Origin of the sequence: Actimicrobium sp. GrIS 1.19, from assembly GCF_035984655.1 — a bacterium.
In the GTDB taxonomy this organism is placed as follows: Bacteria; Pseudomonadota; Gammaproteobacteria; order Burkholderiales; family Burkholderiaceae_D; genus Actimicrobium.
In genome coordinates this window covers 1-19,583 of record NZ_JAXCHT010000033.1, presented here as the reverse complement: position 1 = coordinate 19,583, position 19,583 = coordinate 1, and the positions used below count along the sequence as shown (strand labels likewise).

Annotated in this window: 19 protein-coding genes and 1 pseudogene; 11 read left to right on the top strand and 9 right to left on the bottom strand. The window is 61.9% G+C overall.

Annotation, left to right across the window (positions count from 1 at the left end):
• Positions 1–88 precede the first annotated feature (88 nt).
• The gene (locus RCH09_RS17610; protein ID WP_326942450.1) at positions 89–1,003 is read right to left on the bottom strand and encodes a DMT family transporter; all 915 of its coding nucleotides are present in this window, start codon (positions 1,001–1,003) and stop codon (positions 89–91) included.
• Between the two features lie 226 nt (positions 1,004–1,229).
• Between RCH09_RS17610 and RCH09_RS17605 the strand changes: the two genes are divergently transcribed.
• Positions 1,230–1,622 (top strand): DUF883 family protein, encoded by a 393-nt coding sequence (locus RCH09_RS17605; RefSeq protein WP_326942449.1) that lies wholly within the window; start codon positions 1,230–1,232, stop codon positions 1,620–1,622.
• Between the two features lie 11 nt (positions 1,623–1,633).
• Here RCH09_RS17605 and RCH09_RS17600 read toward each other — a convergent pair whose 3' ends face one another.
• Positions 1,634–2,554, bottom strand: a complete 921-nt coding sequence (locus RCH09_RS17600) for a LysR family transcriptional regulator (RefSeq protein WP_326942448.1) — start codon at positions 2,552–2,554, stop codon at positions 1,634–1,636.
• 173 nt (positions 2,555–2,727) lie between these two features.
• Here RCH09_RS17600 and RCH09_RS17595 point away from each other — a divergent pair, with 173 nt between their 5' ends.
• Positions 2,728–4,152 carry an MFS transporter gene (locus RCH09_RS17595; RefSeq protein ID WP_326942457.1) on the top strand — a complete coding sequence of 475 codons (1,425 nt, stop codon included), beginning with the start codon at positions 2,728–2,730 and terminating at the stop codon, positions 4,150–4,152.
• Positions 4,153–4,256: 104 nt separating this feature from the next.
• Entirely contained in the window at positions 4,257–5,021 is a 765-nt protein-coding gene (locus tag RCH09_RS17590; protein WP_326942447.1) for an SDR family NAD(P)-dependent oxidoreductase, read from the top strand.
• A gap of 51 nt (positions 5,022–5,072) precedes the next feature.
• Here RCH09_RS17590 and RCH09_RS17585 read toward each other — a convergent pair whose 3' ends face one another.
• Positions 5,073–5,711 carry a carbonic anhydrase gene (locus RCH09_RS17585; RefSeq protein ID WP_326942446.1) on the bottom strand — a complete coding sequence of 213 codons (639 nt, stop codon included), beginning with the start codon at positions 5,709–5,711 and terminating at the stop codon, positions 5,073–5,075.
• 251 nt (positions 5,712–5,962) lie between these two features.
• Here RCH09_RS17585 and RCH09_RS17580 point away from each other — a divergent pair, with 251 nt between their 5' ends.
• From RCH09_RS17580 to RCH09_RS17565, 4 genes are read left to right on the top strand one after another with little or no spacing between them, the layout of a single operon-like run.
• Complete coding sequence (locus tag RCH09_RS17580; RefSeq protein WP_326942445.1) at positions 5,963–6,733, top strand: DUF3348 domain-containing protein; 771 nt, start codon at positions 5,963–5,965, stop codon at positions 6,731–6,733.
• Positions 6,726–8,774 (top strand): hypothetical protein, encoded by a 2,049-nt coding sequence (locus RCH09_RS17575; protein WP_326942444.1) that lies wholly within the window; start codon positions 6,726–6,728, stop codon positions 8,772–8,774. Before RCH09_RS17580 ends, RCH09_RS17575 begins: the two co-directional genes overlap by 8 nt.
• Positions 8,774–9,412 (top strand): OmpA family protein, encoded by a 639-nt coding sequence (locus RCH09_RS17570; protein ID WP_326942443.1) that lies wholly within the window; start codon positions 8,774–8,776, stop codon positions 9,410–9,412. The genes RCH09_RS17575 and RCH09_RS17570 overlap by 1 nt, the downstream gene beginning before the upstream one ends.
• Positions 9,405–10,148, top strand: a complete 744-nt coding sequence (locus tag RCH09_RS17565) for a DUF2894 domain-containing protein (RefSeq protein ID WP_326942442.1) — start codon at positions 9,405–9,407, stop codon at positions 10,146–10,148. Before RCH09_RS17570 ends, RCH09_RS17565 begins: the two co-directional genes overlap by 8 nt.
• Positions 10,149–10,480: 332 nt before the next feature.
• On the opposite strand, the gene RCH09_RS17560 is transcribed toward RCH09_RS17565, so the two are convergent.
• Positions 10,481–10,705 carry a hypothetical protein gene (locus RCH09_RS17560; RefSeq protein ID WP_326942441.1) on the bottom strand — a complete coding sequence of 75 codons (225 nt, stop codon included), beginning with the start codon at positions 10,703–10,705 and terminating at the stop codon, positions 10,481–10,483.
• Between the two features lie 37 nt (positions 10,706–10,742).
• On the opposite strand from RCH09_RS17560, the gene RCH09_RS17555 reads away from it, so the two are divergent.
• A complete protein-coding gene (locus tag RCH09_RS17555) occupies positions 10,743–11,132 on the top strand; it encodes a hypothetical protein (RefSeq protein ID WP_326942440.1) in 390 nt (129 codons plus the stop codon).
• Positions 11,133–11,467: 335 nt separating this feature from the next.
• A complete protein-coding gene (locus tag RCH09_RS17550; RefSeq protein WP_326942439.1) occupies positions 11,468–12,517 on the top strand; it encodes an NAD(P)-dependent alcohol dehydrogenase in 1,050 nt (349 codons plus the stop codon).
• A 104-nt stretch (positions 12,518–12,621) separates the two neighbouring features.
• Here the strand turns inward: RCH09_RS17550 and RCH09_RS17545 are convergent, their stop codons facing one another.
• Positions 12,622–13,338: a TetR/AcrR family transcriptional regulator gene (locus tag RCH09_RS17545; RefSeq protein ID WP_326942438.1), complete on the bottom strand. Its 717-nt coding sequence runs from the start codon at positions 13,336–13,338 to the stop codon at positions 12,622–12,624.
• Between the two features lie 376 nt (positions 13,339–13,714).
• On the opposite strand from RCH09_RS17545, the gene RCH09_RS17540 reads away from it, so the two are divergent.
• A complete protein-coding gene (locus RCH09_RS17540) occupies positions 13,715–14,647 on the top strand; it encodes a lipase family alpha/beta hydrolase (RefSeq protein ID WP_326942437.1) in 933 nt (310 codons plus the stop codon).
• 15 nt (positions 14,648–14,662) lie between these two features.
• Complete coding sequence (locus RCH09_RS17535) at positions 14,663–15,610, top strand: lipase secretion chaperone (RefSeq protein WP_326942436.1); 948 nt, start codon at positions 14,663–14,665, stop codon at positions 15,608–15,610.
• Between the two features lie 376 nt (positions 15,611–15,986).
• Here the strand turns inward: RCH09_RS17535 and RCH09_RS17530 are convergent, their stop codons facing one another.
• From RCH09_RS17530 to RCH09_RS17515, 4 genes and pseudogenes are all read right to left on the bottom strand, one after another.
• Positions 15,987–16,502, bottom strand: coding sequence for a DUF1579 domain-containing protein (locus tag RCH09_RS17530; RefSeq protein WP_326942435.1), 516 nt, complete (start codon positions 16,500–16,502; stop codon positions 15,987–15,989).
• Between the two features lie 134 nt (positions 16,503–16,636).
• Complete coding sequence (locus tag RCH09_RS17525) at positions 16,637–17,362, bottom strand: NADPH-dependent F420 reductase (protein ID WP_326942434.1); 726 nt, start codon at positions 17,360–17,362, stop codon at positions 16,637–16,639.
• A 621-nt stretch (positions 17,363–17,983) separates the two neighbouring features.
• Positions 17,984–18,454 (bottom strand): hypothetical protein, encoded by a 471-nt coding sequence (locus RCH09_RS17520; protein ID WP_326942433.1) that lies wholly within the window; start codon positions 18,452–18,454, stop codon positions 17,984–17,986.
• A 238-nt stretch (positions 18,455–18,692) separates the two neighbouring features.
• Positions 18,693–19,469 (bottom strand): annotated as a pseudogene (locus RCH09_RS17515) (IS30 family transposase); the annotation flags it as partial.
• Positions 19,470–19,583 lie beyond the last annotated feature (114 nt).

Sequence of the window (19,583 nt, the reverse complement as noted above, 5' to 3'; positions counted from 1 at the left end):
TTGCCGCGCGAATGAAAACCGGGCGTTGTGTCACGCCGAACCGGCGCGCCGGCGGACCAGGCCGACGCAGCTTATCCACACGTTCACCTCAGACCGGAACTGGTTGCGGCGAACGCTTCACGTTCACCAGAACAATTCCACCAAGCACCAATGCGGCACCGGTCGCAAAGCGCACGCCGACCGTTTCGTTGAGCAACAGCACGCCGAAGCCGACGCCGAACAATGGCGTCAGAAACGAAAACACCGACACCCGCGAGGCCAGATAGCGTCGCAAAATCCAGAACCACGCGAGATAGCTGGCAAACGTCACGACGACCGACTGGAACACCATGCTGGCCCAGATGACCGGCGTCATCGACACGGCGCCAAACTGCCCCATCGCTGCCGCCAGCGGCAATACCACCAGCGCCGACACGCCCAGCTGATACAGCAAGGTCTTGGTCGGTGCCGCTTCGGACAAACTCGAACGGCGGATCAGAATCGTCGTCGCCGCCCACAACACCCCGGCGAGAATGCCCAGGCCATCGCCGATCAGCGTACTGGTGCTGCCATGTTCCTCAAAGCCGGCAGAAAATGCCAGGCCGATGCCGCCAAAGGCAATCAGAATCCCGAGCCACTGGCCCAGCCGCAGATGCTCGCCCGGCACCAGCCAATGCAATCCGAGCACGGTAAAAATGGGCGCGGTGTACAGGAACACCACCATGTGCGACGCCGTCGTGTGATTGAGTCCCACTGCCACGCACAGAAACTCCAGCGCGAACAGCAGGCCGGCCGCGACACCCGGCCACAGCGTGGCGTCACGCCCGAAAAATGCGGTGCCGCGCAAGAGCATCAGTGCGGCGACCAGCAATGCTGCAATCAACGAACGGACGCCGGTTTGCAGGATCGTGCCCACGCCCGGCGCGGCAATCTTGATGGCAACTTGCTGCATGCCCCAGCATGCACAGAGGATCAACATCAGTCCGGCCGAGAGGCCGTCAAGCGACTTGCGCGCAGCAATCATGGGTGCACCGGGAAGCAAAGCATGCGGGAGGACTTTCATGGCAGTGGATGGACGCGCCGAGTATAGCGAGTCGGCAAGCCGGCCGCATCGGTAGCGATGACCGGCGTTACACGTAATTTGTTCAAACGCACGCGGCAAACCCTGCACGCTGCGGGGATATTCCGACTGGCACATGGCTTGCATTCCGGCTGGCGGATAACATCGCCCACCCCAAAAAGGATTTGCCATGACCGCAACCATCTCCTCACCGCCGACCGGTCAATCGACCGAATCTGCCAACGGCAACGGCCAACATTTCCAGGCCGGATCGCAGGAGCAGTCAAAGGCGTCGTCAATGATGCTGCATGCCGACCTGAACCGCATGAAGGCCGAGCTCGATGCGCTGATGGGCCGCGCCGAGAGTCTGACCGATGCCGATCTGGACCAGGCGTACCAGGATCTGATTCTGAAATTTTCAACACTGCGGCATGCCGCCCGGGGCGTCGCCAACCAGGCCAGGCGCAAGCTGGTGCGCAGTGTCGACATGAGCAGCGACTACGTGCGCGACAAGCCGATGCAGTCGATGATGGTTGCGGCCGGCGTTGGCATGTTGCTGGGGATTCTGATCGGCCGGCGCTGAACCCCGACGGTTCAACGTCGCAAACCGGAAGACGCCTCAAGCTTCGCCGCGCAGGTATCAACCACCAGCGCGCGCAACCAGCGATGCGCCGGATCGGCGTCGAGTCGCGGATGCCAGAACAATGACAGCGTGAATTCGGGAACCGCAACCGGCAGCGCAAAACCGTGCATGCCGGCGCGCAGGTTTCCGGTATGGCGCTCGGGCACGCTGGCGATCAGGTCGGAATCCCTGGCCAGTGCCAGCGCGGTCGAAAAGCTGCCCACCAGCGTAATGATCTGGCGCTGCAGTCCGGCCTGAGCGAGGGCTTCGTCAATCGGCCCCGGCGCACCGCCGCGCCGCGACACGCCGATATGTCGTCCGGCGGCATAAAGCGCTGGCGTGATCCTGCCGTCGCACAGGGGATGGCCGACGCGCACGACGCCAATGAAGCGATCCCGAAACAGCCTCTGGACCCGCAACTCGGGACTGGCTGTCTTTCCGATCACGCCGGTCTCCAGATCGACCAACCCGTCCCGCAAGGCGCTGCTGTCCTTGTCCGGTTTATCGATGAAGGCGAGGCGCACGCCCGGCGCTTGCGCAGCGACACGGGCAATCAGGTCGGCGCCGAAGTTCTCGACAAAGCCTTCGCGGGTACGCAGCGTGAAGGTCCTGACCAGCTGTGCAAGGTCGAGTTGCTGGTCCGGGCGAAGCACGGCTTGTGCCTCGTCGACCAGCTGGCGGACCCGCTCGCGCAGTTCGAGCGCGCGCGGCGTGGCAACCAGGCCGCGCCCCGCCCTGACCAGCAACGGATCGCCGGTGGTCTCGCGCAAGCGCGCCAACGCCCTGCTCATCGCCGACGGGCTCAGTCGCAGGCGGCGCGCGGCGCGCGCCACACTCCCCTCTGCCAGCAAGGCATCGAGCGTGATCAGCAGATTCAAATCGGGTATCGCCATGCACCGACCATACCGCAGTTTGCTTCTGACATGGCGTTGGACGCATGAATAAAGTGCAATCGGTGCGTCTTTCGCCGCATCAGACAAGCGCGCATGATTCCGACAACGCGATGATGCGCGTTGACCAACGACCAGAGGTGATGATGCAACAACAGCTTCCACAAGACGCCGCCATGGCGACCGCCGCGGCCGCCGAACGCATTGCGATGCGCCTGGCACTGGCCAGCCTGTCGCTGTCGATGCTGCTGTCCTCGCTCGGCACCAGTATCGCCAATGTCGGCTTGCCGACCTTGATGCAGGCGTTCAACGCGACCTTTCAGGAGGTCCAGTGGGTCGTGCTGGCGTACCTGCTCGCCATCACCACCGTGATTGTCAGCATTGGCCGGCTCGGCGACCTGATGGGTCGGCGCCGGCTGCTGCTGGGCGGCATTCTGCTGTTTACTGGCGCCTCGGCGCTATGCGGCGTCGCGCCGTCGCTGTGGCTGCTGATCGCGGCCCGCAGCGCGCAAGGGCTGGGTGCGGCAATCATGATGGCGCTCACCATGGCGTTTGTCGGCGCGACGGTGCCGCCAGCCAGGACCGGCAGCGCGATGGGGTTGCTCGGCACCATGTCCGCTGTCGGCACCGCGCTCGGGCCGACGCTGGGCGGCGTGCTGATTGCCGGGTTCGGGTGGCCGGCGATCTTCTTCATCAGTGTGCCGCTTGGCTTGCTCACATGGCTGCTCGCACGGCGCTTCCTGCCCGTCGACCAGCCACGCGCCAGCGCTGCCAGGATCGGCTTTGATCACATCGGCACCCTGCTGCTGGCACTGACACTGGCCGCGTATGCCCTGGCGATGACGCTGGGACGCGGCAGTGTCGGCCTGCTCAACGCCGCACTGCTGGCGGTGGCCGTCATCGGCGTCAGCCTGTTCGTGCGCACCGAGGCGCATGCCGCAGCGCCGCTGATTCGCCTGGCGCTGTTCCGCGACCCGATCCTCAGCGCCGGCTTCGCGACCAGTCTGCTGGTCACGACAGTGGTAATGGCGACTCTGGTGGTGGGACCGTTCTATCTGTCCGGCGCGCTGGCGCTTGACGCCGCCCGGGTCGGACTTGCCATGTCGGCCGGCCCGGTTGTCGCTGCACTCACGGGCGTGCCGGCCGGGCGACTGGTGGACCGGATCGGCGCGCAGCGCAGCAGCATCGTTGGCCTGGTCGCGATGGCAGTGGGCTGCGCCCTGCTGGCGTTGCTGCCGGGCGGATTCGGGGTGGCGGGCTATGTCGCTCCGCTGACTGTCATCACGGCCGGCTACGCGCTGTTCCAGGCGGCCAACAACACCGCCGTCATGCATCAGGTTGCACCCGCCGAGCGCGGCGTGATTGCCGGGCTGCTCAACCTGTCGCGCAATCTGGGGCTGATCACCGGCGCCGCGCTCATGGGTGCAGTGTTCGCGTTCGGATCGGCGAGCGGCAACCTCATGACGGCGCGAGCCAGTGCGGTGGCGACCGGCCTGCATCTCACCTTCGCTGTCGCCACGGCCCTGGTCCTGCTCGCCCTCCTGATCGCCGCAGCAAGCCATGCGCGCCGGGCCAGTGCAAAGGGCAACCGCCCGGCATAGTCGCGCCCTGCGTGACGGATCGACATCGCGGCCGTCTGCACGTACATTGTGCGCATCGACGCCCAGATGCGGGCGTTGTCATCAACCAGCGAGGCACGCACAGCATGAATGCACAGCACGATCCAGCAAAAAAAGTCGCGTTCGTTTCCGGCGGCAGCAAAGGCATCGGATTCGCCGTGGTGCGGGCACTGGTGCGCCAGGGATACTTCGTCGTCACCTGCGGCAGGAACACGACCACCTGGGCAGGCTGCGTCGAAGAATTTCCGGAGCTGGGGCAGTCGGTCGACTTCCAGGAATGTGATCTGTCGCAGGCTGCGGCGCTGGAACAATTGTTCGCTTACGTCGGCAAGACGTACCGGCAGCTTGCGGTCGCCGTCAACAACGCCTCGCCTGCGATCACTTCGGGCGGGCAGTTCGCGCAGATCCATGCCGACGCCTTGATGGGCACGTTGCTGAGCGATCTCTGGGTGCCGGCCCTGTGCATGCAGCATGAACTCAAGCTAATGAAAGACCGCGGCGCGATTGTGAACATCAGTTCGGTCAACGGCATTCGTCCGACACCTGGCGCGGCCATGTACAGCGCGGCGAAACATGGGCTGGAAGGACTGACCCGCTCGGTCGCGCTGGAGGCGATCGGGCAAGGCGTGCGCATCAATGCGGTGGCGCCGGGTGTGACGTGGACGGCACGCTGGGAACAGCGTATCGCCGACGGCAAGGCCAGCCGCGCGCAGGTCGAGGAAATGATTCCCATGAAGCGCTTTGCCGCAGCCGATGAAATTGCCGCCGCAGTGACGTGGCTGGTGAGTGACGACGCCAGCTACGTGGTCGGCCACACGCTGGTGATCGACGGCGGACTGGCGTTGACGTAGTCCGCACCCGACGTCACTTCTGCCGCTTCTGCCGCTTCTGCCGCTTCTGCATTACGTGCGCCGGACCGTTTCCGGCACGCCGTCGAAGAACGTCACCGCGCCGGACTCGAGCGAATACTCGGCGCCAACCACCAGCAAGCCATTGTCCCGGATCAGTTGCTCCAGCACCTCGGAGCCGTGCCGCAGGTGATTCACGGATGCGCGAATATTGGCGCGCACCGCTTGCTTGAGCAGCGCCTCGCGGTCGAATTTGAGATCGGTCGCCAGCAAGCCCTCGAGCGACGGACGCACCCGGTCGACAATCGCCTGCAAATTGCGTGACTGATTTTCGGTCGGCATCTGGATCTCTTCCAGCGTCGCCAGAATCGCGCCGCACTGGGAATGCCCGAGCACCACCACCAACTGAATGCCGAAGCGCGCGGCAGCGAACTCGACACTGCCGACCTGCGATGGCGCGACGATGTTGCCGGCGACACGAATCACAAACAGGTCGCCGAAGCCCTGATCGAAGACCAGCTCCGCCGGCACGCGCGAGTCCGAGCAGCCCAGGATGATCGCAAACGGTTGTTGCTCCATCACCAGCGTGGCGCGGCGTGCATCCGCTTGCGCGGCGTCGGGGTTGTTGACCTGCGCGGCGAACCTGGCATTGCCGTCCACCAGTCGTTGGAATGCTTCGTGTGCTGAAACCATGGGCGCTGAATCCTTGCTGTCCGTTGAACGACGATGCCGCGCTGGCGTGCGCGCGGCGTGCCGGACATTATGAACGCTTGTGGCCCAGACCAGAGGCCGGCATGCACGATCCCGGTTGTTTTGGGTGCTGCCGGTTGGCCGCGATATAATCCGGGCCGGACACTTGAGTGGTGCTGGCTGCCGGGCCAGTCCCGGGGCGGCAGGCTGCGCCAGCCACCCTGCTCTAATTTCGATTTTGATTGCCATTGCCTATGACGCGAGCGTTCCCGCGTACCAATTTCCACAGCTCTGAACTGATTCGTTGCCTGACCGACCTCGCCATCGTCGAGGTCGTCGAGCCAGGCCCGGCGTTTGCAGAGAAGCTGGGAATGTGGATTCACTTTGCGGACGCGATTGCGCTGTCTGCGGTGCATGGCGACAGCCCGGCGGGTGCACCGTCGGCAGCGGCCGGCGCTGCGGCCGGGCCGGATGCTGCGCTCACGCGCGAATTCGCGCGGATCGAGGCGCGTTTGACGCAATCGATCATCGACAGCGGCGCACCCGGCCTGGCCAGGGCGCATATCAAGTTGCCGACGCCGGTGCTGGCGCTGCCGATGGACATCGCAGCGTCCTTTGCGCCCTATCGCCGGTTCTATGATGCGCACCAACGCGACATGGAAATGACCATCCAGCCGCTGCGGGTCAACGTCCGCGAGGCGCTGGCGAACACCTCGCCACGACTGCGGAAACTGGCCGAGCTGGATGCGGTGCTCGAGAAAATACTGCGCGAGCGCGAGAGCAAGTTGCTCGCCTCGGTGCCGCTGCTTCTCAAAAAACGTTTTACCGACTTGTTCCACACCCATCAACAGCAGCTGGTTGATGCACGGCAGGACGACAACCCCGTCAGCTGGACCCGACCGGGTGGCTGGCTGGCGCGCTTTTGCGCTGACCTGCAAACGCTGCTGCAGGCCGAACTGGCACTGCGCCTGCAACCAACGGCAGGCCTTCTTGAAGCATTCAACGAACAGAAAAGCAATGCATAGACATTTATTTACAGCCGCCTTCTTCCTCGGTGCACTGGCCGTCGTCTGGGTCGGCGCCGGATTTATCGGCACCAGCCTGCTGGCGCTGGCCATGACCGCCATCATCGGTGCGGTGTATGTGTTTGGCGCACTTGAGCTGCGCCAGTTTCGGCACGCAACCGGCGCGCTGGCAGCGGCACTGGCAGCGATTCCCGAACAGCTGCCGGAGCTCGGCGACTGGCTCGGCAATGTGCCGGCCTCGTTGCAGAACGTCGTGCGCATGCGCATCGAGGGCGAGCGGGTCGGCTTGCCCGGCCCCGCACTGACGCCCTATCTGGTCGGACTGCTGGTGATGCTGGGCATGCTGGGCACCTTCCTCGGCATGGTTGTCACGCTCAACGGCGCCGTCTTCGCACTCGAAAAAACCACCGATCTGCAGGCCATCCGCACCGCGCTGGCGGTTCCGGTGAAGGGACTGGGACTGGCTTTCGGCACCTCCGTGGCAGGGGTTGCGGCGTCGGCCATGCTGGGCTTGATGTCGGCACTCTGCCGCCGCGAACGCCTGCTGGTAGCTCAACTGCTGGATACGCGCATCGCCACCGGCTTGCGGCGCTTTTCATTGACGCATCAGCGCCAGGAAACCTACAAGGCGCTGCAGCTGCAATCGCAGGCCTTGCCCGCCGTGGTCGACAAGTTGCAATCGATGATGGTGAAAATGGAAGACATGCACCAGCAGCTTGGCCAGCAGCTTAGCCAGCGCCTGCTGGGCAACCAGGAAGGATTTCACAGCGACATCAAGGCGGTCTACACCGGACTCGCACGCGACGTCGATCAATCCCTGCGCGAGAGCCTGAGCCAGAGCGCACACGCCATCGGCGCCAGCATCCAGCCAGTGGTCGAGGCGGCAATGACCGGCATTGCGCAGGACGCAACCGCGCTGCACGCGCGCATGGCCGATACCGTGCAGCGACAACTCGATGGCCTGTCAGAACGGTTCAGTGCCAACGCCAGCACGGTGGCCGAGACCTACGCCAGCCTGCAGGCCGAGCACGCCGCCGGTGATCAGCAGCGACAACAGGCGTGGACGCAATCGCTGCAAAGCATGGCCACCGCGCTAACACACGAATTGCAGCAAACCGGCGCACAGACGCTGGCGCAGCAGCAGCGCATCTGCGACACCGTGGCGCAAACCGCGCAAGACATCGCCACCCGGACGCAAGCCAGCGCCAGCACCACGCTGGCTGAAACCTCGCGCCTGCTCACCGCCGCGGAGGAATTGATGCGCACCCGCATCGCCTCGGAAGCGGGCTGGCTCGACCAGCACAACCAGCGCATGACGCAACTCAGCAGCCTGCTGGGCAGCGAGCTGGGCGCGCTCAGGAACGAGGAAGCGCTGCGCGGCGATGCCGCCGTCGAGCGTCTGGCCCAGTTGCAGTCGGCGTTGACGAGTCATTTGACGACGCTTGGAACGGCACTCGAAGTGCCGATTACACGGCTGATCGAAACCGCCTCCGAAGCGCCGCGCGCTGCCGCGGACGTGATTGGCCAGCTGCGCCAGGAAATCTCCAGCGGCGTCGCGCGCGATAACGCATTGCTGGAAGAACGCAGCCGCATCATGGAAACGCTCAATACCCTGCTCGGTGCGATCAATCACGCCAGTGTGGAGCAGCGCAGCGTGATCGATGCGCTGGTGGCATCGTCGGCGCAGACGCTCGACACGGCCGGCAGCGCCTTTGCGGACAACATCGCCACCGAATCCGCCAGACTGTCCGACATCGCCGCACACGTCACCAGCAGTGCGGTGGATGTATCGAGCCTGAGCGACGCGTTTGGTTTTGCGGTGCAGTCGTTCAGTGACGCCAATGAAAAGCTGATCGGCAACCTGCAGCGGATTGAAGCGGCGATGGACAAGTCGATGTCGCGCAGCGACGAACAGCTCGCCTATTACGTGGCGCAGGCGCGTGACATCATCGACCTGAGCATGACGTCGCAAAAGCAGATGGTCGAAGAATTGCGTCAACTGCCCGGCAAGCAAGCCACGCTGGCCGACGAGGTCCGTTGATGGACGACAGCGACGCTGGCATGGAACACACGGCGCCGGTCTGGGCCGTGTTTGGCGATCTGATGTCCGGCTTGCTGGGCGCGTTTGTGCTGATCCTGGTCGGCGTGATCGGCATCCAGATGGAATTGACCGCGCACTTGCAGGACGAAGTGAAGAAGCGCGAGGTCGAAGAGCAGCGCCGCATGACGCTGGAGAAAGCCCTCGCCATCCCGCTGGCGACCGGCCGCATCACGCTGAACAATGGCCGCATCGGCATCAGCGGCCAGGTGCTGTTTGCGCTCAATTCGAACCAGCTGCAACCGGACGGCCGGCAACTGCTCAATAGCCTGGTCACACCACTGCGCGCCTACCTGACCGCACGCGGTGAGCTGCTGATGGTGAGCGGATTTACCGACGACAAGGCGATCCGGGGCGGTCGCTTTGCGGACAACTGGGAACTGTCGGCGCAACGCGCCCTGACCGTCACCCGCACGCTGATCGACGAAGGGATGCCATCGTCGATGGTGTTTGCCGCCGCCTTTGGCGCTGAGCAGCCGGTGGCACCCAACACCGACGACGACGCACGCGCGCAGAACCGGCGGGTGGAAATGGCGCCGGTACCAAGAACGCCCGGCACCGCCGTCGCGCCACATGACTGAACCGGATCACGCGGCAAGCGCCGCGCCAGCGCGCGCGGCCGAGCCGGATTTCGCCGCACAGATCGGGTCGCTGCGCGCGGCGGGCGCCGACCGCTTCGATCCCGTGCAGTTGCATTACCTCGAAGCGCTGGTCCGGCGCGGCGCGACGCAATCGACCCAGGTCAATCGCCTGCTTGCAGCGAAACTGGCACAGGCGCTGGGCGCGTTGCAGCAGCGGTTCGGGCAGGCGCAATCGGATGCGGCGCAAGTCATGGACCGGACGAATGCGCAAACCCCGGAGGCTGCCGGCACGCTACAGCAACTGTTCGGCGCCGGCGACTTCAGCGGCGTGCAGCGTTATACCCGGACGCTGGATCCCGGCCAGCAGCAACCATCACTCGGCACCCTGGTGCGCCATCTTGAAACGCACGCCGGCAGCGGTGCCGATCTACACGCGTCGCAGAAAACCGCAGCGCGCACCGAACTCAACGCCATTCGGAATTTCAGGAATACCTGGTCCAGACTGAGTGCGCAGCAACAGGTCGCGCAATCCCTTGAGCAGGCGCCGAAGAATGCCGGTCCGATCAATTCGCACATGCTGGTGCTGCGCTCGCTGGCCCTGATGCGAGAAATTTCACCGGACTATCTGAATCAATTCGTCTCTTATGCCGACACGCTGCTGCGCCTTGAGCAATACGACAAGGAAAAGCAGGTCAATGCAAAAAAACCCGTGGCGCCAAAATTGACCAAAAAATGAGGCGGCGATCAGCCATCCTTCATTTCGCTTTCTGGGCAGATCGTCCGCACCGCAGCAAAAAGTAACATCAAGCGCGCAGTTGCCGCGCAATTCGCGCATGACACTGCGCCAGCCTGCAGTACCTCCCACCGCCAAACCAACGCCCGTCAGCGCCGACTCCGGACAAACAGCCAGCCCGCAATAGATTGGTCTACTGGATTGACGTTACGTCCCCAAAAAAATACCGCCTTTTAATTACTTGAAATCAACAATAAAATCATGCTATCGTGCATTTGTTGTTTGATTGACAAATACCGTTGCCGTCAATTTTTATGCATCGCCATTTTCCATTTTCAAGGAGCGCGCGCCATTTCATCGTAATCCGTCACGCCTTGTGTAGTCATGCAAGCCAGTCGCGCCATGGCTTGCATCAGTACTGTTTCATTGCCATGCCAATCAATAAAATAACTAAAAATACTATCCAGGGGAAAAATAATGCTGAAAAATTGGGGATTGAAACGTTCGGGCATTTTGCTGGCGCTGATTGCAATTTCTTCGCTGTCGGGATGCGCATCCATTGTCAATGGAACCAGCCAGATCGTCTCCGTCGAGACAATGCACACCACTGGCGCCGTCGCCGGTGCAAGCTGCAAGCTGGAGAATGACAAGGGTGTGTATTACGTGACGACGCCGGGCACGGTCACTGTGCACCGTGCCTATGCCGACATGAACGTCTTGTGCGAAAAAGCCGGTGTGCCTGACGGGATCGGCGTGGTCAAGTCGTCGACCAAGGGCATGATGGCGGGGAATATTCTGTTCGGCGGCATTATCGGCGCCGGTATCGATGCTGCCTCAGGCGCCGCTTATGATTATCCGACACTGTTTCGCATCGTAATGGGTGAGACGACGAATTTGCCATTACCGGCCGTGGCGCCGGTTGTGCCGGTCACGGTAACGACAGCAACCCCTCCGGGCGGGCCGAAAGCAGCGGTGATTGCCGAGTAGTTAACACCGAATGGGTTAATCACCGCAGCAAAGACCGCAAAAATCATCAATAAAAAAACCGAGACTGAATTACCCCTCGCGTGTTGAATGCCAACATTCGAGGGGCCTTTCCGCAATACCGGCAACCGCAACGCATTCCCGCTCCACGCAATTGCGTTCGACTGAAAAACACCTCGGCCGCAACGACCCATCCAGCACGACACCCCCAACGCAATCTCTCGCACGGCCCGAAAATTGGGGCGCCGCAGTTTCGTGCGCCGGCATCGCCTCGCACCCGCTTTCCCAACTTACGCTAGAGTGTAGTCATTGTTTCAACTTTAAAAGGATCATCAACAATGACACGAGCACGCGGATATGCGGCCTCTGCCGCCAAAGAAAAACTGGCTCCCTTTTCATTCGAACGTCGCGCTCCCAACGCTGACGACGTTGCCATCGAGATCAAATTTTGTGGCGTCTGCCACTCGGATATCCACCAGGCACGCGATGAATGGGGCGGTTCGATCTTTCCCATGGTGCCTGGCCATGAAATCGCCGGCGTGGTGACCGCTGTCGGCGCCGACGTCACCAAATTCAAGATTGGCGACCATGTCGGTGTTGGTTGCTTCGTCGATTCCTGCACCCAATGCAGCACCCGCAATGTCGATCTGGAACAGTACATGCCGGGCCTGGTGCAGACCTATAACGGCGTCGAGGCCGACGGCGTGACGCCGACTTTCGGCGGATATTCCGACCACATCGTCGTCAAGCAAGGTTATGTCCTGTCGATTCCCGCCAACCTGCCGCTGGACAAGGCAGCGCCGTTGCTGTGCGCTGGCATCACGTTGTATTCGCCGCTGAATCACTGGAAAGCCGGTCCCGGCAAGAAGGTCGCGATCATCGGCCTCGGCGGCCTCGGACACATGGGGGTAAAGATTGCCCATGCGATGGGCGCGGAGGTGACGGTGTTGAGCCAGTCGCTGTCGAAACAGGAAGACGGACTGCGATTTGGCGCCGCCCATTATTACGCGACCAGTGACAAGCAGACCTTCACCAAACTGGCGGGGCAGTTCGACCTGATCATCAACACGGTCGGCGCCGCCGTCGACTGGAACGATTATCTCCAGCTGCTGAAAATCGACGGCACCATGACGCTGGTCGGCGTGCCCGATGCGGCGACACCGCCAGTCAGTGCATTCAATCTGATTGGCTCACGCCGCACGCTGGCCGGCTCGATGATCGGTTCGATCAAGGAAACCCAGGAGATGCTGGATTTCTGCAGCAAACACAATATCACCCCGGATATCGAAATCATTCCGATCCAGGCGATCAACGAAGCCTACGATCGCGTCGTCAAGAGTGACGTGCGCTATCGGTTTGTCATCGATATGCAGTCGCTGAAGGCCTGAGATTTACTCTCGCGCCGCGCCACATGAAAGCACCTGCGGGTGCTTTTTTTTATCCAGCGACGGCAACGGTGAAGCGTGCCACAACCACGCCCCGCGACAGTTCGTCACTCCTTCAGGCGCCCGCCCGCTGCGGCCAGGCGGCTGCGCAGCAGATCGATGACGCTGTCGGCAAACGCGTCAACGCGCACGTTGGCGGCGCGAAATTTCCAGCGCTTCAGATGCCAGTCCTGCACCAGCGACATGCAGTGCGCCGCCAGCAGCGCGGCGGTGCCATCGTCAAACTCGCCGGCATGGCTGAACAATGTCGTCAGGTGCGATTGAATGAATAATTCAGCAGCCTTGGCATCATCGCGCTGCGCAGGCTGCAAGGTGCGCGACTCCAGAAAAACAAAATACAGCCAGGGCTGGAACATCTCGGCCAGGAAAATATTTGCGCGCACGATGCTTTCGATTTGCGCCGCGGGTTGCGTGATATGGGCAAACCACGCCGGCAGCATCTGGGTCACGTGGCGCACCAGATCTTCGATCATCGCCGCCAGCTGATCCTTGTTCTCGATATACGCGTACAGACCACCCATCGACAACCCGGTCTCGCGGCACAGATCGCGCAGGGTCATGACCGGAAAGCCCACCGTATTAGCCAGGCGAAAGGTCGCGACAAAGATTTTTTCGAGATTTTCAACCGCGGTGTCGCGGCGTTTGACGCCGATGCGCGCGCTGTTGCGATCGAACAGAAATTCCCAGATATTGGTTTCGTTAAGCGGTGCAGCGCGGCGAAATTGCGCCAGCGTGAAGTGGGCGGGAAGAACCTGAATGTCCATCTGACGGGAGGTCCTCGGTCGAATCAAGCCAAAACTATAGCACGGGCAATCGCGCCAAAATCCGGCCCGCGCCGGCCCGCAGATTCGCGCCGACGGCGCCGAAACATACCCGGCGGCGCGCGCCCGTGCGATGTTGCGCTGCACCTTGCTTATTCCAAAACCAGCGCCTAGTATCAATTCGATACCGAGCGAGCGCTCGGTATTTTCCCGAACCGAAAAGTGGCGATCGAAGCAGTCACGGGCCCATAGAGGCCCGGCTGGTTTTTGCGCCGCGCGCGGTTTTTTCGTCTTGAAGACGCAATTCAACATGAAGGTGTCCGACTCTCTTCCCTGCATCACACCTCAGCCTTTAAAAAAATAAACTGACGGAGACAAAATGATCAAACTGTTCTGGAAATTTCTCGCGGCGAGCTGTCTCGCCCTGGCGATGTTGCCGACCGCTTCGTTCGCGACCGGCTACACGCAAACCCGCTATCCGATCGTGCTGGTACACGGCCTGTTCGGCTTCGACAATATCGGACCTGTTGAATATTTTTTTGGCATTCCGTACGCGTTGCGCGCTGACGGTGCGCGGGTGTACACGGTCTCGGTATCGGCAGCCAACAGCACTGAAGTGCGCGGCGAACAACTGCTGACCCAGGTCAAACAAATTCTTGCTGCAACCGGCGCCGGCAAGGTCAACCTGATCGGCCACAGCCATGGCGGCCCGACCACCCGGTACGTCGCCTCGGTGCGGCCGGATCTGATCGCTTCGGTGACCAGCGTCGATGGCGTCAACAACGGCTCCAAAGTCGCGGACATCCTGATTGGCCTGACCCCGGCCGGCTCGTTATCCAACGCGGTGCTGGGCTCGATCACCAACGGCCTTGCCAAGGTGATCAGCTTCCTGTCCGGTAGCCCAACGCTGCCGCAAAATGCCGTAGCCGCCAACGTTTCACTCAGCACCGCCGGCAGCCAGCAATTCAACGCCCGTCATCCGGAAGGCATGCCCACCAGCAGTTGCGGCGAAGGCGCGTACAACGCGCGCGGCGTGGCGTATTTTTCATGGAGCGGCGCGCAGCCCTATACCAACGTGCTGGACATCCTGGACCCGGCACTGGCACTGACGTCGCTGGCGTTTGGTGGCGAAAGGAATGACGGTCTGGTGTCGAGCTGCTCCAGCCATCTGGGCCGTGTGATCCGCGACGACTACGCCATGAATCATCTTGATGCCGTCAACCAGACGGTCGGCCTGGTGAATATCTGGGAAGTCAATCCGGTCACGCTGTTCCGTCAGCAGGCCAATCGCCTGCGCAACATGGGCCTGTAAGCGGGACATGCCGGCATGAACTTCCTCCAACGTCATACCAAGTGGATCGGCCCGATGGCGCTGGGGGTTGCCGTGTTGGTCGCGCTGGCGTGGCCATCCGACGAGCCGGCGCGCCCGACCGCGCCGCCGGCTGCGGCCAATCCGTTTCCGTTTGTTCGTTCACTCGCCGGCACGACACCGGATGCCGATGTCAAAGTGGACGCGGCCGACGCGCTGGTGGTCGACGCCGCGCTCGGACGACTGTTCGATTACTACCTGTCAGCGCAGGGAGAAAAATCGCTGCCGGCGATTCGGGCCGAGATCGAAGCGGAACTTGGCCGCCTTCTGAAGCCCTCCGCCGCCGCCGAAGCGCGTCGCCTGCTGGGTCGCTATCTGGATTACAAACAGGCGTTGGCCGGCGCGGAAATCGCCATGCAAAAGAGCGCCAGCCCAGCCCACGCCGCGCGTGCCCGGCTGACTGCCATGCAGCAGCTGCGCAGCCAGTTTTTCAGTGCCACGGAAAGCGCAGGCCTGTTCGGTTTCGACGACGCTTACAACGCCGATGCCGTCGCGAAGATGGAAATCAGCCAGGATGAACATTTGAGTGCGGCACAAAAAACGGCGCAACTGGCGGCGCTCGACGCCGCCCTGCCCGCACCCCTGCGCGAAGCCCGGGATGCGCCGCAACAGGTCATCAAGCTGGAAGAATCGGTAGCGCAACTGCGCGCCAATGGTGGCACCGACGACGACGTCTACCGTCTGCGCGCGGCCAAGCTGACGCCCGAGGCGGCAGCGCGGTTTTCGGACCTGGACAAGGAAGAAGCGACGTGGAAGCAGCGCATCGATCAGTTTTTGAGTGCCCGTAATAATCTTCTGGCGCAGCCCGCTGTTTCGGAAGCCGAACGTCAGGCCGCGCTGCAGCAATTGCGTGAAGCCCGCTTCACGCCGGCGGAGCTGCCGCGACTGGTTGCGTACGAACGGTAGCGGATCGATTGATGGCGCCTATCCGGACGCGCCACAATGCCGTGGATCTGAAGTCCGGGCTTCGTTGCGAAGACAGCTTCCTTGAAACCGTGGAAGCCATCAGGGGCGCGGTTATAGCTATAAGGAAATGGTCCGGGGTTGCGTGCCATTTGCCCCTTTTTCAAAATGGGGAAAAACGGCCATTCAGCCAGTAGTCACGAGGACTGGCTTTGCCGATCATCCGGGAACATACACGGACCTCCGCCCCAATCACCAACCCCGCACGCGGAGAGTGCGTTAGCCTGGCAAGATTGCGGCGGCACTGGCAAACCCGCTCGTGGCGATGCCCGTTGCCGGTGCCTGCAATGCGCGCGGGCAGCGGCGGCGGTGGTGAAATTTATGCGCTCTTCGTAAAGTTCATGGTCCAGTTGGTTTCCCAGTTCAGGCCATCATCGGACGAGAAGGCTTGCTCCCAGCGCGGCGTCCCGTCCGGTTTAACCTGCCACAGGAACCGAACCATGATCGGCTTTCCTTGAAAGGTGTCCTTGGTCAGGAAGGTACCGACGCCATCGACGAACTGCCCGCGCATCGGCACGTCCAGATTGCCAGGGTGACGGCCGTCGAGCCACCAGATCGCCCACTGTGCCGTGGCGGGATCGAATGTGCGCAGCGTTATCGCATGGTAAGCGTCGCCCGGCAACTGGAGATAATTTTCATCGCAATTTCCCGTTCCGCCCAGGATTTTCCGGGTCTCGGTGGTGCCTGAGAATTCGTCCCACTCCGTGCCGTTGGCCAGGCGCTCTTTCAGGCGGCGATGCGAAACGGACCACTTGCCGATGAAGAAGTCGAAATCTGAAGCGCTGGACATACTGTTGTCTCCCTTTTCCAGAAAAATTATGCGTTCGTCGCTCACGCATTGAAGCGCCGCCCGCCCTCACGCAGCAGGGGCCGACACACGCGCCGGCCCTGATTGTTTGTGGCGTCGACCGCTCTGATGGGGCCGCTGTCGCAACGCGGCCGTGCAGGCGACGGTGATTCGGCTGGCTGCTACTTCAGACTGTTGCCTTGCGCCGCCATCGCCTGTTCCTGCTTGGCGTGGTTGGCCAGGTACTCGGCGTGTTGTGCCGCGGTGCGTACTGTGCCGAGGCTGGCGAAATGCGCGCGCAGTTTGTCGGCCGGCATGTCGGCGCCGTAGCAGGGGGTGCCGGGTTGCTGCCGCCACGACGCGTGCAGACTGCCGTCGTCAACGGCGTCAAAGCCCAGTTCCTCGACCAGCGCCATGACCTTCTGCTTGGCCACCGGATCGTCGCCAGCCACCGGCAGGGAGATGCGGCCAGGAGTACCAGCTGGCTGTCCCTTGTTTTGCAGGTGGTCGGCGTAGATGTTGTTGAACACCTTCACCACCGGACGGCCGAGATGCTGCTGCACCCATTCGCTTTCGGTCAGGTCACCCGTTTCCAGCTCCGGCATGTGGCCGTCGCGCAGGATGGGGTAGTAGTTGCTCGTATCGATTACCGGCACGGTGGCCGCCACGCCCGCGAACAGGTCTTTGGGCAGGTCGGGGATGTTTTTAAGCGGGATGGTGACCACGATCATGTCGCCGTGGCGGGCCGCTTCCTGGGCCGTCACCGCCTTGGCGCCGGTTTTCTTGGCCACGTCTTTCAGTGATTCAGGCCCGCGCGAGTTGGCGATATACACCGAGTGACCGAGACTAACGAGCCGAATGGCGAGGGCGCTGCCGATGTGGCCGGCCCCAATGATTCCAATGTTCATATAATCCTCAGAGTGAAGAGATTTGCACGGTGAGCGATTGCCTCCGCAGCGAGTTACACAGCGACGGCGAATTGCTCCTTTTGGTGGGAAGCCCCCGCAGTGCGCGGTGGGCAACATCTGTTAATCATGCGACACCATTTAAGTCGGATTTGATCGTACACCCAAAATTGCGGAGTGTCCGACAAGCGCCGGCGGTGCGGGTTCTGTCGCATTGGCGAAGGTCGGCGGGCCGGTCAGGAAAACTATGGCGCCGAAGACAGGGCGAATCGATGAACCTTTGTATGTCGTCGCCGGCGCGACGACAGCGAGAAGAGGCGATGGTCCGGCGTTGACGGCCCGTGTCTGCTGGCCAGGCGCCGTCAAGGTCGACCGGATCGAGCCGGGCCGAAAATTTTCTCCCAAGCCTCAATTACTCTGACCAGCGGCGTCGTTTCCCTGACCCCAGGCCCAGTTGTCGATGCTGCCCGAAGGAATTGACTGGCGGCGCCGGGAACGCATCTGGCGACCGACGTCAGCCTCGTAAAAAACGTCCGCTGCCGCGCGTAAACTCCAGCCAGCATCCTTCGACCTGCTGCTGAACTCAGCTTGATGCAGGAAGGCCGGGAAGCCGGCCATTTTGTTTTACGCGCGGGTATCGACGCCGATTGGTTCGCCTTGGTATCGCTGCATGATCTTCATGGCCGACTCCAGCATCTTGCGCGTTACATCGTCGTTGCGCGAAAGCGCTCCCTCGATGCCCGCGCGAGCCTGCTGTGTGAAATCGAAGCGTTCGCCATCGCTGGAAGCCTGCAGCGCGCCGCCAGTGCCGCCACTCACCGGAATTTTCATCGCCATCGCCATAAAAGGCCTGCCGTCATCAAGCGACATTTTCCCGCTGCGAATCTGGTCATTGCTCCACTCCTGCATTTCCTTGCGAGTCATACTGGTAAAGTCGGTTTGTTTGGCGCCCTGTGCATTCGACCTCGACGCACCTGCCGAGGCCGTGCTCAGCGCGGCCGAAAACGATGCCACGTTGTCGCGGACAGCGCTGGATAAAGGGCCGGTTTCACTCGCGTAGAGGTGGCGTAATGCCATTGCTGTATCGATTTTCATCGTGGCAACTCCTTTAAGACAATAAAACGCACTGCACCATCCAATGCAAAGCTTGTGCCGACCTTTTGGCCTCTCGGCCCTTGGACAGATACATGAATTTACCGAATCGCCGACCATGTAATACCAAGAAGAGAACAACGAAAAGTTCGCTGTTCGGCGCTTCAGGCAATGTGCTGGTATCGCTTTCGCTTCGACGGCAAGTTCAGAGACGGCGGAGTCAAGAACCAAGTGCAACACGTTAATGGATCGTAGCCGATTCGGCCTGCTTTAAATTGTCGATAATCTCGCCGTAGATTTCGAGCGGACTGCGGTAGTCGTGGACTTTGCGCGGCCGGGTATTCATCTGGTAAGCAATGGCGTCGAGATCATCCTGCGTCAGGTGCGACAGGTCGGTGCCTTTGGGCATGTATTGGCGCAGCAAGCCATTGGTGTTTTCATTGCTGCCGCGCTGCCAAGGGCTGTGCGGATCGCAGAAGTAGATGGCAACACCGGTTTGGGCTGTTAATTCGCGATGCCGGCTCATCTCGCGGCCCTGGTCATAGGTCATCGTCTTGCGCAACGGCGCAGCGACCCTGTTGAGCGCGGCGGTAAAACCAGCCAACGCCGACGCAGCACTGGCGTCGGGCATGCGCGCCAGTATCACCAGACGGGTCGTGCGTTCCACCAGCGTCCCGACCGCCGAGCGATTGAAGGCACCCTTGATCAGATCGGCTTCCCAGTGTCCTGGGATCAAACGATCAGCGACTTCAGGCGGACGAATGTGCAGGCTTTGCATCTCCGGGATGCTGCCGCGCCGGTCCGTGCCACGTGAGCGTGGGCGACGCGCGTCGTTGCCCTGACGCAGACAGGCAATCAAGTCACGACGCAGTTCGCCGCGTGGCATCGCGTAAAGCGCCGTGTAAATGGTTTCGTGGGAGACGCGCAGGTGGGGATCATCGGGGTACATCCGACGCAGTGTGCAGCCAATCTGTTGTGGTGACCATCGCTGATGCAAAAAGTGGGAAACGACACCGAACAGCGGTAAGCGGCGCATCAGCCTTTCAATTACCCATATCTTTCTGAGGCAAGATTAAAACCGAATTGCATATCTGCCAGCCGACGCATGCCTCGCCACATAACAATATTCCCT